Origin of the sequence: Plantactinospora sp. KLBMP9567 (assembly GCF_033446045.1) — a bacterium.
In the GTDB taxonomy this organism is placed as follows: domain Bacteria; phylum Actinomycetota; class Actinomycetes; order Mycobacteriales; family Micromonosporaceae; genus Plantactinospora.
Window position 1 is genome coordinate 89955 of record NZ_JAWQRR010000046.1, and the last position, 12040, is coordinate 101994.

A 12040-nucleotide genomic window follows, 5' to 3' on the forward strand; every position below is an offset into this window, starting at 1 on the left:
CATCCCGGGGCGTGCGGCGCCCCGGGAGGTGCGGCATCCGGGAGATGCGGCACCCGTGGGGTGCGACGGCACGGATGCGGCAACACGTGGGTCCGGGAAGTGCAGAGGTGGTGCCGGGGCGTGGAGTCGCGGGTCAGCCGACGGTTTCCTGGACCAGTGCGGGCAGTGCGGCCGGCGAGCCGGCGGCCTGCCCGCCCCGGCCGAACGCCTCGGCGAAGGCCACTTCGCCGAGCGCGGCCCGGACGGCCGTCTCGATCCGGGCGCCGTCCAGCAGCGAGCGGTCCGGTCCACCCCGGACACCCGCCGCCGCCCCGAGCAGCCGGGCCGCGTCGGCCGGTCGGCCGAGCCGGAGCGCCAGGTCGGCGAAGCCGGCCAGTACCGCGCCGAGCACCGGGGCGTCGTAGAACTCCAGCGCGAAGCCGAGTGCCCGGTCGTGGTGCTGCCGGGCGCCGGGCAGGTCACCGAGGGCGGCGGTCACCGCGCCGTGCGAGGAGGCGAGCATCGCCCGCCACTGCGGAGCCATCCGCCGATCCGTGGTCAGCCCGGTGGCCTGGTCGAGCCGCTGCCGGGCGCCGACGAGGTCGCCTCGAACGCGCAGGATCTCGGCGTACTCGTGGGCGACCGCCGCCCGGCACTCGTCCGAGCCGATCCGCTCCGCCTGCCGGTCGGCGTCGATCACGAGGTCGAGTGCCCGGTCGTGCTCGCCGAGCTGCCACAGTTCGTGGGCCAGCCGGACCTGCATCACCGGCAGGTCCTCGGCGGCGCCGACCAGGCGGATCAGTTCGATCGCCTCACTCTGCAACCCGGCGGCCCGGCCGTGCTCACCCCGCCGGCTGGCCAGTTCGGCGAGGGCCGAGAGGGAGTACCCGGCGCCCCACCGTTCGCCGATCGACCGGAAACCCTCGAGCGCGGCGGCCATGTTGGCCTCGGCGGCGTCGCCGGACCCGCCGCTGTTGAGTTCCGCGTGGGCGTGGGACATCCGGGCGGTCGCCCGGACCCACGGGTCGGGGTCGTCGAACCGCGTGGCCAGGACGTCGAGCGCCGGCTCGGTCAGATAGGACTCGAACATCACCGATATCGGTTTGATCAGACGCAGCAGCGGGTGGGCCGGCCGCTGCCCCTCGGCGGTCCGGGCCGCCCGGGCCAGCCACTGCCCGCCCTTGGCGAACTCGCCCTCGGCCGCGAGCAGGTTCATCCCGGTCAGCAGCTCGGCGATGGCGACCTCCGCCGGGGGCAGCCGGTCGACCCCGGGCAGGGCCATCGCCGCGACGGCCAGTTCGACGCCCTCGACCCGCATGCCCCGCATCCACCAGTACCAGCCGAGGGCCGCGACGAGTCCCACCGCCGTCGCGGCGGATCCGGTACCGATCGCCCAGCGCAGCGCGGCATGCAGGTTGTCGTGCTCGGCGGTCAGCCAGCCGAGCCAGCGAAGCTGGTCCGCGCGGCGAAGTTCGGCGTCGGCGACCCGGGCGACCGCGAGGAAGTCCTCGGCGTGCGCCCGCCGGATCCGGTCCGCCTCGCCGGCCTCGGCCAGCCGGCGCAGCCCGTACTCCCGGGTGGTCTCCAGCATCCGGTAGCGCGGCTCGCCGTTGCCGGTAACCACCACGAGCGACTTGTCGACGAGTGCGGAGAGCCGGTCGAGCACCCCGGCCCGGTCGAGTACGCCCTCCGGCCCGGCGCCGCTCTCCGGTCCACCGTCCTCCAGTGCGCAGATCCGCTCGATCGCGTCCAGGGTGGCCCCGCCGCTGAACACTGCCAGCCGGCGCCAGAGTGCCCGTTCGGCGTCGTCGAGCAGGTCCCAGCTCCAGTCGAACACCGCGCGCAGGGTCTGGTGCCGGGGCCGCGCCGTGCGGCTGCCGCCGGTGAGCAGCCGGAACCGGTCGTCGAGTCGGGCGGCGACCTGGGCCGCGGTCATGCTGCGCAGCCGGGCGGCGGCCAGCTCGATGGCGAGCGGCATGCCGTCCAGCGACCGGCAGATCCGGACCACCGCGGCGACGGTGTCGTCGTTCACGGTGAAGTCGGGGCGTACCGCGCCGGCCCGGTCGGCGAGCAGCCGGACCGACGGGTACGCCATCGCCGTCACCGGATCGGCGTGCGGCGGCGGCAGCGGCAGCGAGTCGACCGGACAGAGCGTCTCGCCGGTGATGCCGAGCGGCTCCCGGCTGGTGGCCAGGACCCGCAGTTGCGGGCAGGCGCCGAGCAACCGGTCGGCGAGGGTGGCGGCGGCCTCGATGACGTGTTCGCAGTTGTCGAGCAGCAGCAGCATCCGCCGGGACCCGATGGCTCCGGCGAGTCGGTCGATCGGGTCCGTCGCCTCCCCGGCGGGGACGCGGTTGCGGGCGGCCAGCAGGCCCTGCTCGCGCAGCCCGAGCACCTGGAGGATGGTCTGCGGCACCTCGGCGCCGTCCGTCACCGGGGCGAGTTCGACCAGCCACAGGGCGTCACAGGCGCGGCCGGACAGCGTACGCGCGGCCTCGACGGCCAGTCTGGTCTTGCCGGCGCCGCCCGGACCGGTGAGGGTGACCAGCCGGGATCCGGAGAGCAGCTCGGCAACCCGGCTGATCTCCGGCTGCCGGCCGACGAAGCTGGTCAGCGGGGTGGGCAGGTTGTCGGCCGGCGCGTCGCCGGAGGTGCTGCCCGTTTCGGGGGCCGGCGGGACGGGCGTGGCCTCCCGGAGCAGTTCGAGGTGCAGCGCGGCGAGTTCGGGGGCCGGCTCGGTACCGAGGGTTTCGGCCAGAGTGCGCCGCAGCCGGGCGTACGCGGCCAGCGCCTCGGCGGACCGCCCGGTGGCTGCCAGTGCCCGGACGAGCTGCCCGGTGAAGCGCTCGCGGAGCGGGTGTGCCTCGGCCAGGGCACGCAGCTCCGGTACCAGCACGGCAGCCTCGCCGGAGGCCAGCCGGGCGTCGATCCGCTCCTCGACGGCGGTCAGCCGCAGCTCGTCGAGGCGGGCCGCCGGTCCCCGGGCGAACCCGGCGTGCGCCACGTCGGCCAGCGCGGGGCCCCGCCAGAGGCCGAGCGCATCGGCGAGCACCTCGGCGGCACCGGGCGGGTCCGAGCCGAGCATGGCCCGGCCGGTGCCGACCAAGCGTTCGAACCGGCGTACGTCCACCGCCGCCGGTTCGACCGCCAGCCGGTAGCCGGTCGGATGCGACTCGATCGGGGCGTCCGGCACGGTACGCCGGAGCCGGGAGACCAGCGCCTGCAACGCGTTCGCCGCACCCGCCGGCGGTTCGTCCTCCCACAGCCCGTCGATCAGCCGGCCGGTGTCGACGACCCGGTCGGCGTCGAGCGCGAGCAGGATCAGCAACCGGCGCAGCCGTGCACCGCTGACCGGCACCGGCGCCCCGGTGTCGGCCGTGACCTCCAGCGGCCCGAGCATGGCGATCTGCACGGGCTCGATTGTGCCTGGCACGGTCACCGGGCAAGCCCGCGATATCGACCCGGTGGCCCGGGTACGCCCGAGCGGGACCCGGCCGCCGGTCAGACGTCCGGCTTGTCCTCTTCCCGGGGCGGCTCGCTGTCCCGGCGCCGCAGTTCCTCCTCCCGGCGCCGGAGATCCCGCTCCCAGCTGTCGAGCAGTTCGCGGTCGCGCTTCGACCGCTCCTCGTCCAGGGAACGGAGGAACTCCGGGTCGTCGTCGGGGGCCAGTGGCGGCCGGCGGTCAGGGCCGCCGGCCGGACGGCCACCGGCAGCCGGCCGTTCGGGGCCGACCGGACGGCCGGCGACGAACCAGGCGATCGAGCCGACCAGCGGGAAGAACAGGATGATCAGAACCCAGGCGAACCGGGGGAGCGCGCGGATCTCGTCGTCCTCGGCCGACAGGCAGCTGATCAGAGCGACGACGGCCAGGATGAGCTGTCCGATGGCGAGGAGCGCGTAGAGGCGGACCATCTGGCCATGATGACGTACCCGATCCCGTCAGTGCACCGACGCCAGCACCAGCAGCAGGCCGAGTCCGGCGAAACCGACGGTGATCAGGGCGATCAGCGGTAGCCCCCGGCCGGGGTGGCCACGCCGGCCGGTCGACCGGGGGAAGGTCACCGCCAGTACGCCGAGCCAGCCCAGCCCGGCCAGGACGACCAGCGCCCCGACCATCCCGTTCGACACGGCCAGCCGGGCGGTGAGCACCGCCACCACACCGACCGCGAGCACGGTGCGCCGCCACGCCAACCGGGTCCGCTCGGCCGCCAGCCCGACGTCCCGCCCCGGCCCCCGGTGCTCCGGACCCACCCGTTCCGGGCTCACGGGTTCCGGGCCGCCTGCACCAGCACCGCCACCACGAGCAGTACGGCACCGACCCCGACCAGCAGGGCGAGTACGGCGGGAAACCGCGAGGCGGGAAGCTCGTGGCCGAGCCGGATGGCCCGCTCGGTACGCGCCCAGTGGTCGACCGCCCGTACCGCCACCGCGCCGCCGAGCAGCAGCAGTGCCACGGCGAGGGCCTCGCGCAGGTACGGGACCGGCATCGGCGGCAGGAACTGCGCCACGGCGAGCCCACCGGCGATCAGCGCCAGGCCGGTACGCAACCAGGCGAGGAAGGTGCGCTCGTTGGCGAGGGAGAAGCGGTAGTCCGGCGTCTCGCCGACCTCCCGGAGTTCGCGCGGGTCGAACCACCGCCGGATCGCCTGGTACACGTTCGGAGATTATCGGGTGGACATCGGCCGTAGCCTGGGCGGGTGACGGACCTCGACGCCGACCTGCTGCGGACGGCCTACGACAGCCAGTTGCGGGCCCGCCCGCCGGAGCCGGTGCCGCCGGGTGTCACGGTGGAGCGGGACGGTCCGCTGCTGCGGATCGAGGGCCTGGACCGGGGCGGCTTCCTGACCTACCGCGACCTGGGTGGGCTGACCGGGGCGGCGCTGGACGAGCTGATCACGCGGCAGCGGGACCACTTCGCCGGGCTGGGCCAGCCGGTCGAGTGGAAGCTGCACGGCCACGACCAGCCGGCCGACCTGCCGGACCGGTTGGTGGCTGCCGGCTTCGTCCCGGAGGAGCGGGAGACGGTGGTGATCGGCCCGGTCGCGCCGCTGGCGGCGACGCTGCCGGTGCCACCTGCGGGGGTACGCCTGCGTGAGGTGACCGAGCGCGCGGACCTGGACCGGATCGCCGGGCTGAAGGCGCGGGTCTGGGGTGGCGACGACGACGGGAGCTGGCTGGCCGACGGATTGGAGCGGGAACTCGCCGCCGGTGCCGAGCTGGACCAGCCGCCGCTGACCATCGTGGTGGCCGAGACCGACGACGAGCTGGTCAGCGCCGCCTGGGTCCGGTTCGTCTCCGGCACCCGGTTCGCCACCCTGTGGGGCGGGGCGACCCTGCCGCACTGGCGCCGCCGGGGCATCTACCGGTCGCTGCTGGCCCATCGGGCCCGGCTGGCCGACGCCCGGGGCTTCAGCCTGTTGCAGGTGGACGCCTCGGAGGACAGTCGGCCGATTCTCCAGCGGCTCGGCTTCGTCCCGGTCACCACCACCACGCCGTACGTCTACACTCCGAAGCCGTGACGCAGCCGCTGACCGAGGAGGAGCGGGCGATCCTGAAGGGGGCCGCGTTCGGCGCGGTCTTCCTGGTGTCGAGCGCCGAACCGGGCGCGTTCTCCATGATCAAGGAGAGTCTGGCCGCGTCGAACGCCTTCGCCGGCACCACCGGGTTGGTCCGGGAGCTGCTCACCACCGGCGCCCTGCCCCGGTTGCCCGGCGGGTCGCCGGCCGAGGTGCCGGCGATGGTGCTGCCCGCGCTGCGCCGCTCGGTCGAGATTCTCCGGTCGAAGGCACCCGACGAGGTGGCCAGCTATCGCTCGGCGGTGTTGCGGGCCACCGAGGAGGTGGCCCGGGCGCACGACGGGATCAGCCCGAGCGAGGCGGCGGTGATTGCCACCGTCCGGGAGGCGCTGGACGCGGACGGCTGAGCCGGGCGGCGTCCCCGGGCCTGGTGTGGGGACGGTGAGCCGGGTCACTCCGGGGTGCCCGCGGCGCTATGCTACTTGCGGGTAACATTAGCCGTAAGTAATGCCACACCTTCTCGCGCGCCGAGCCGTCGGTCTTTGGTTGACCGATCGTTAAGGAGGCGGGAGGCTGCTCCCGAGCAACCCCGGCGGATCGCCACGGTCGGCCGGGATCGCCATTCACAGGAGGGTCGTCGAAGCGCGATGAACATCGTCGTACTCGTCAAGCAGGTGCCCGACTCGGGCGCGGACCGCAACCTGCGCAGTGACGACAACACCGTCGACCGGGGGTCGGCAAACAACGTCATCAACGAGATGGACGAGTACGCCATCGAGGAGGCGTTGCGGATCAAGGAGGCGCACGGCGGCGAGGTGACCGTGCTGACCATGGGCCCGGAGAAGGCCGCCGAGTCGATCCGCAAGGCGCTGTCGATGGGCCCGGACAAGGCCGTGCACGTGCTCGACGCCGCCCTGCACGGGTCCTGCGCCGTGGCCACCTCCAAGGTGCTCGCCGCGGCCCTCGGCCAGCTCGACGCCGACCTGGTGCTCTGCGGCGCCGAGTCGACCGACGGCCGGGTGCAGGTGATGCCGCACATGCTCGCCGAGCGGCTCGGCATCGCCGCGCTGACCGGCGCCCGAAAGCTGACCGTGGAGGGCGGCAACCTCACGGTGGAGCGGCAGACCGAGGAGGGCTACGAGGTGGTCGCCGCCGCGACCCCGGCGGTGGTCTCGGTCTGGGACACCATCAACGAGCCGCGCTACCCCTCCTTCAAGGGCATCATGGCGGCCAAGAAGAAGCCGGTGCAGACGCTCTCCCTCGCCGACCTGGGCGTCGCCGCCGACGAGGTCGGCCTTGCCGGCGCCACCAGCACCGTGCTGGCGCACAGCCGCCGCCCGGAGCGCGCCGGCGGCGAGCGGGTCACCGACGACGGCACCGGCGGCACGAGGCTGGTCGAGTTCCTCGCCACCGAGAAGTTCGTCTGAGCGCGACCGGGAATCAGGAGGAGAAGTCATGACCGAGGTTCTCGTCGTCGTCGAGGCCACCCGCGAGTTCGGCGTCAAGAAGGTCACGCTCGAACTGCTCACCCTCGCCCGCGAGCTGGGTACGCCGGCCGCGGTGGTGCTCGGCGGTCCCGGCGCCGCCGCCGCGCTCGGCGACCGGCTGGGCGAGTACGGCGCGGAGAAGATCTACGCGGCCGAGCACGAGGAGATCGACGGCTACCTGGTGGCGCCGAAGGCGACGGTGCTGGCCGAGCTGGTCCGCCGGGTACAGCCGGCCGCCGTGCTGCTCGCCTCCAGCCAGGAGGGCAAGGAGATCGCCGCCCGGCTGGCGGTCAAGCTGGACAACGGCGTACTCACCGACGTGGTCGGACTGGCCGCCGACGGTACCGCCACCCAGGTCGCCTTCGCCGGCTCGACCATCGTCACCTCGAAGGTGACCCGGGGCCTGCCGCTGGTGACCCTGCGGCCGAACTCGGTCACCCCGAGCCCGGCCGCCGCCACACCCACCGTCGAGCAGCTCGACGTCGTGCTCGGCGAGACCGACCGGCTGGCCCGGGTGGTCGACCGGGTGGCCGAGCAGAAGGGCACCCGGCCGGAGCTGACCGAGGCGTCGGTGGTGGTCTCCGGCGGGCGCGGCGTGGGCAACGCCGACAACTTCAAGCTGGTGGAGGAGCTGGCCGACCTGCTCGGCGGCGCGGTGGGCGCGTCCCGGGCGGCCGTCGACTCCGGGTTCTATCCGCACCAGTTCCAGGTGGGCCAGACCGGCAAGACCGTCTCGCCGCAGCTCTACGTGGCGCTCGGCATCTCCGGCGCGATCCAGCACCGGGCCGGCATGCAGACCTCGAAGACGATCGTCGCGGTGAACAAGGACGCGGAGGCGCCGATCTTCGAGCTGGCCGACTTCGGTGTGGTCGGGGACCTGTTCAAGGTCGTACCGCAGGCCGCCGAGGAGATCCGCAAGCGGCGGTAGCAGACGAGCGGTCCGGCGGTGACCGCCCGCCGGCCGCTGTGTGACCTGCGATACCCGGCCGGGCTGCCCCAGGGCACCCGGCCGGGTTCCGTCGCTGGCCAGAGGTTGATCGGCCCGCCGGGCGCCGGCGCCGGGCCGGTGGGGCACGGCCGGGCGGCCGAGTGGGCGGCCCGGACTCTGGCATTAGGCTGGATGCTGATGACTTACCTTGATCACGCGGCCACCACGCCGATGCTCGACGAGGCGTTGGAGGCGTACGTTGCGACCGCTCGCGAGGTCGGTAACCCGTCGTCACTGCACGCCGCCGGACGGTGTGCCCGGCGCAAGGTGGAGGAGTCCCGCGAGCGGGTCGCCGCCGTCCTGGGCGCCCGGCCGTCCGAGGTGGTCTTCACCGGGGGCGGTACCGAGAGCGACAACCTCGCGGTCAAGGGCATCTTCTGGGCGCGCCGGGCCGGCGCCCCCGGCCGGACCCGGGTGGTGGCGAGCGCCGTCGAGCACCACGCGGTGCTGGACTCCGTCGAGTGGCTGGCCGCCCGCGACGGGGCGACCGCGAGCTGGCTGCCGGTCGACCGGGCGGGCCGGCTCGACCCGGACCGGCTCGCGGCCGAACTCGACGCGCACGCCGACGAGGTCGCCCTGGTCACCGCGATGTGGGCGAACAACGAGGTGGGCACCGTACAGCCGATCGCCGCGCTCGCCGAGGTGACCGCCGCGTACGGCATCCCGTTCCACACCGACGCGGTGCAGGCGGTCGGCCAGGTACCGGTCGACTTCGCCGCCAGCGGGGTGGCCGCGCTGACCGTCACCGGGCACAAGCTCGGCGGGCCGGTCGGGGTGGGCGCGCTGCTGCTCGGCCGGGACGTCGGCTGCACACCGGTGCTGCACGGCGGCGGGCAGGAGCGGGACGTCCGGTCCGGCACCCTGGACGCCGCCGGGATCGTCGCCTTCGCCGTCGCGGTCGAGGTCGCGGTCAAGGCCCAGCAGGACTACGCGGCCCGGGTCGCCGCGCTCCGCGACGACCTGGTGGCCCGGGTCCGGCAGGCGGTGCCGGAGGCGCTCTACAACGGCGATCCGGTCGACCGGCTGCCCGGCAACGCGCACTTCTCCTTCCCCGGCTGCGAGGGGGACGCCCTGTTGATGCTCCTCGACGCGCAGGGGATCGCCTGCTCGACCGGGTCGGCCTGCTCGGCCGGGGTGGCCCAGCCCTCGCACGTGTTGCTGGCGATGGGTGCCGACGACGACCGGGCCCGGTCGTCGCTGCGGTTCTCGCTCGGGCACACCTCGACCGTCGAGGACGTGGACGCGTTGGTCGCCGCGCTGCCCGGGGTGGTCGACCGGGCCCGCCGGGCCGGGGCCGTCAAAGCCGCCCGGAGCTGATCGGCCGGGCCGGTGAGCCGGGCGACGGCCGGTCCGGTGGCCAGGACGGTCCGCCGGTCCGGTGGCCAGGACGGTCCGCCGGCCGGGCCGGCTACGCTCGTCGGGTGGAGGGGATGGACCGGTGAGGGTACTGGCAGCGATGTCCGGCGGGGTCGACTCGGCGGTCGCCGCCGCGAGGGCGGTGGAGGCCGGTCACGACGTCACCGGCGTACACCTGGCGCTGGCGCGCAATCCGCAGACGTACCGGACCGGTGCCCGGGGCTGCTGCACGCTGGAGGACTCCCGGGACGCCCGACGGGCGGCGGACGTGCTCGGCATCCCGTTCTACGTGTGGGACCTGGCCGACCGGTTCCACGAGGACGTGGTGGAGACCTTCGTCGCCGAGTACGCGGCGGGGCGTACCCCGAACCCCTGCCTGCGGTGCAACGAGAAGATCAAGTTCGCCGCCGTACTGGACCGGGCGGTGGCGCTCGGCTTCGACGCGGTGGTCACCGGCCACCACGCCCGGCTCGGCCCGGACGGGCTGCTGCGGCGCAGCGTCGACCTGGCCAAGGACCAGTCGTACGTGCTGGCGGTGCTGACCCGGGAGCAGCTCGACCGGTCGATCTTCCCGCTCGGCGACTCGACCAAGGCGCAGGTACGCGCCGAAGCGGCCCGCCGTGGCCTGGCGGTCGCCGACAAGCCCGACTCGCACGACATCTGCTTCATCGCCGACGGCGACACCCGGGGCTTCCTCGCCGAACGGCTGGGTGAGGCACCCGGTGAGATCGTCGACGCTCGCACCGGCGCGGTGGTCGGTGCGCACAGCGGCGCCTACGCCTACACGGTGGGGCAGCGCAAGGGGCTGTCGCTCGGTGTGCCGGCCCCGGACGGGAAGCCCCGGTACGTGCTCTCGATCACCCCGAAGACCAACACGGTGACGGTGGGCCCGGCCGAGGCGCTGGAGGTTTCCACGGTGGCCGGCGAGCGTCCGGTCTGGACCGGAGCGCCTCCACCGGAGGGCGTGCTCGACTGCGAGGTGCAGTTGCGGGCGCACGGCCAGGTGGTGCCGGCGGCCGTCCGGCTCGACGGGGCGGGGCTCCGCGCCGAGCTGCGCGAGCCGGTCCGGGGGGTGGCGGCCGGGCAGGCGATCGTGGCGTACCGGCCCGATCCGGGCGGCGATGTCGTCCTCGGCTCCGCCACCATCAGCGCCGCCGCCTGAGCCCGGTCCGACCCGTCTCCGGCGTACCCCGGGAGGAGGCGGCCGGACGGGGAGGCGCCGGACGGACCGCCGGTGCCGGGATAACCTGCCGACGTGACCGATCAACAGCAGGTGCCCGACCAACTCGCGGAATCGACGACGGCGACCGGGCCGGCCTGGCCGTGGCCGGCCGGGGCGGCCTCCGGCATCGGGTCGATGCCCGACACCGACATCGCCGAGGCGCAGCGGATCGTCCTCGGCGAGCTGCCCGTGCCGCACCTGCCCGAGCTGCCCGCCCGGGGACCCGGCGCCGACCTGGTGGGCCGGAGCGCCGCACTGCTGGTGGATTTGCCGGTCGAGCTGTACGCCGCCCGGTGGCGGATCGCCGGCCGGCCGGGGCGGGACCTGCGGCAGGCGCTCGACCTGCTGGAACGTGACCTGGACCAGATGACCGAGCAGGCCGGCGAGTTCACCGGCACCTTCAAGGTTCAGGCGGCCGGGCCGCTCACCCTGGCCGCCAACGTCGAGCTGCCGGTCGGCGGCTGGATGCTCCGCGATCCGGGCGCGGTCCGGGAACTGACCGAGTCGCTCGCCGACGGGCTGCGCGGGCACGTGGCGCAGGTCCGCCGCCGGCTGCCCCGGGCCACGGTGCTGCTGCAACTGGACGAGCCGGCGCTGCCCGCCGTACTGGCCGGGCGGATTCCGACCGAGAGCGGGCTGGGGGCGTACCGGCCGGTCGAGTCGGGGACGGCGGCCGGCCTGCTCCGCACCGTGGTGTCGGCGGTCGACGCGCCGGTGGTGCTGCACTGCTGTGCCCGGGACGTACCGCTGGAGCTGGTCCGGTCCGCCGGCGCGGCCGCGGTCGCCCTCGACCTGGCCCTGGTGGACCGGCTCGACCCGGTCGGCGAGGCGATCGACGCCGGGCTCGGCCTCTTCGCCGGGGCGGCACCGGCGCTGCCGCCGCCGGGCGGGCGCGGGCCGTCGTCGGCCCAGGTCGCCGATCGGGTACGCCAACTCTGGGACCGGCTCGGCTTCCCCCGCGCCCGGCTCGCCGAGCAGGTGGTGGTGACCCCCGCCTGCGGGCTGGCCGGCGCCACCGACGAGTACGCCCGAACCGTCCTCACCGCCTGCCGGGACGCCGGCCGCCGACTCGCCGAGGAGTAGGTTTCCTGTCACATTCCATGGGCAGGATGGGGGAATGATCGGTCACCTGCGTTCCGTCGTCATCGACTGCCCTGATCCCCGCGCCCTGGCCGGCTTCTACTCCGAGCTGCTCGGGCTGCCTGTTGACGACCGCCACGCCGACGACGAGGACGGCTGGGTCGTGCTCGGCGGCGGGCCCGGCGAGCACCCCCGGCTCGCCTTCCAGCGGGCGGTCAACCTGCGTGAGCCGCGCTGGCCCGACCCGCACCGTCCGCAGCAGTTCCACCTGGACGTCACCGTCGAGGACGTCGACGCGGCCGAGGCGAAGGTGCTGACGCTGGGCGCCACCCGGCTGCCCGGTTCCGGCCAGGGCTGGCGGGTCTACGCCGATCCCGCCGGGCACCCGTTCTGTCTCTGCTGGGACGACTGA

General features: G+C 74.6%; 12 protein-coding genes. 8 read left to right on the top strand and 4 right to left on the bottom strand.

What is annotated here, in order from left to right; all coding sequences use genetic code 11:
* Positions 1 to 133 precede the first annotated feature (133 nt).
* The 4 genes from R6Y94_RS35050 to R6Y94_RS35065 all read right to left on the bottom strand — a co-directional run bounded on the left by R6Y94_RS35050 (position 134) and on the right by R6Y94_RS35065 (position 4634).
* Complete coding sequence (locus R6Y94_RS35050; protein ID WP_318400718.1) at positions 134 to 3391, bottom strand: AfsR/SARP family transcriptional regulator; 3258 nt, start codon at positions 3389 to 3391, stop codon at positions 134 to 136.
* A gap of 89 nt (positions 3392 to 3480) precedes the next feature.
* Complete coding sequence (locus tag R6Y94_RS35055) at positions 3481 to 3891, bottom strand: PLD nuclease N-terminal domain-containing protein (protein ID WP_318400719.1); 411 nt, start codon at positions 3889 to 3891, stop codon at positions 3481 to 3483.
* Positions 3892 to 3918: 27 nt separating this feature from the next.
* Positions 3919 to 4245 carry a DUF202 domain-containing protein gene (locus R6Y94_RS35060; RefSeq protein WP_318400721.1) on the bottom strand — a complete coding sequence of 109 codons (327 nt, stop codon included), beginning with the start codon at positions 4243 to 4245 and terminating at the stop codon, positions 3919 to 3921.
* Positions 4242 to 4634, bottom strand: coding sequence for a YidH family protein (locus R6Y94_RS35065; RefSeq protein ID WP_318400723.1), 393 nt, complete (start codon positions 4632 to 4634; stop codon positions 4242 to 4244). Before R6Y94_RS35065 ends, R6Y94_RS35060 begins: the two co-directional genes overlap by 4 nt.
* 42 nt (positions 4635 to 4676) lie before the next feature.
* Here R6Y94_RS35065 and R6Y94_RS35070 point away from each other — a divergent pair, with 42 nt between their 5' ends.
* The 8 genes from R6Y94_RS35070 (at position 4677) to R6Y94_RS35105 (ending at position 12040) form a co-directional block, all read left to right on the top strand.
* Entirely contained in the window at positions 4677 to 5498 is an 822-nt protein-coding gene (locus tag R6Y94_RS35070) for a GNAT family N-acetyltransferase (RefSeq protein ID WP_318400725.1), read from the top strand.
* Entirely contained in the window at positions 5495 to 5902 is a 408-nt protein-coding gene (locus tag R6Y94_RS35075; protein WP_318400726.1) for a hypothetical protein, read from the top strand. The genes R6Y94_RS35070 and R6Y94_RS35075 overlap by 4 nt, the downstream gene beginning before the upstream one ends.
* 240 nt (positions 5903 to 6142) lie before the next feature.
* A complete protein-coding gene (locus R6Y94_RS35080; RefSeq protein WP_318400728.1) occupies positions 6143 to 6922 on the top strand; it encodes an electron transfer flavoprotein subunit beta/FixA family protein in 780 nt (259 codons plus the stop codon).
* Between the two features lie 28 nt (positions 6923 to 6950).
* Positions 6951 to 7910, top strand: coding sequence for an electron transfer flavoprotein subunit alpha/FixB family protein (locus R6Y94_RS35085; RefSeq protein WP_318400730.1), 960 nt, complete (start codon positions 6951 to 6953; stop codon positions 7908 to 7910).
* A 198-nt stretch (positions 7911 to 8108) separates the two neighbouring features.
* Entirely contained in the window at positions 8109 to 9287 is a 1179-nt protein-coding gene (locus tag R6Y94_RS35090) for a cysteine desulfurase family protein (RefSeq protein ID WP_318400731.1), read from the top strand.
* 121 nt (positions 9288 to 9408) lie between these two features.
* Positions 9409 to 10488, top strand: coding sequence for a tRNA 2-thiouridine(34) synthase MnmA (gene mnmA / locus R6Y94_RS35095; protein ID WP_318400733.1), 1080 nt, complete (start codon positions 9409 to 9411; stop codon positions 10486 to 10488).
* 195 nt (positions 10489 to 10683) lie between these two features.
* A complete protein-coding gene (locus R6Y94_RS35100; RefSeq protein WP_318400829.1) occupies positions 10684 to 11631 on the top strand; it encodes a methionine synthase in 948 nt (315 codons plus the stop codon).
* 34 nt (positions 11632 to 11665) lie between these two features.
* Complete coding sequence (locus tag R6Y94_RS35105) at positions 11666 to 12040, top strand: VOC family protein (RefSeq protein ID WP_318400735.1); 375 nt, start codon at positions 11666 to 11668, stop codon at positions 12038 to 12040.

Bases quoted from the DNA above. Each gene is read 5' to 3' on its own strand.
- R6Y94_RS35055 (WP_318400719.1), bottom strand. From the start codon at position 3,891: ATGGTCCGCCTCTACGCGCTCCTCGCCATCGGACAGCTCATCCTGGCC.
- R6Y94_RS35080 (WP_318400728.1), top strand. From the start codon at position 6,143: ATGAACATCGTCGTACTCGTCAAGCAGGTGCCCGACTCGGGCGCGGAC.
- R6Y94_RS35085 (WP_318400730.1), top strand. From the start codon at position 6,951: ATGACCGAGGTTCTCGTCGTCGTCGAGGCCACCCGCGAGTTCGGCGTC.
- R6Y94_RS35090 (WP_318400731.1), top strand. From the start codon at position 8,109: ATGACTTACCTTGATCACGCGGCCACCACGCCGATGCTCGACGAGGCG.
- R6Y94_RS35100 (WP_318400829.1), top strand. From the start codon at position 10,684: ATGCCCGACACCGACATCGCCGAGGCGCAGCGGATCGTCCTCGGCGAG.
- R6Y94_RS35105 (WP_318400735.1), top strand. From the start codon at position 11,666: ATGATCGGTCACCTGCGTTCCGTCGTCATCGACTGCCCTGATCCCCGC.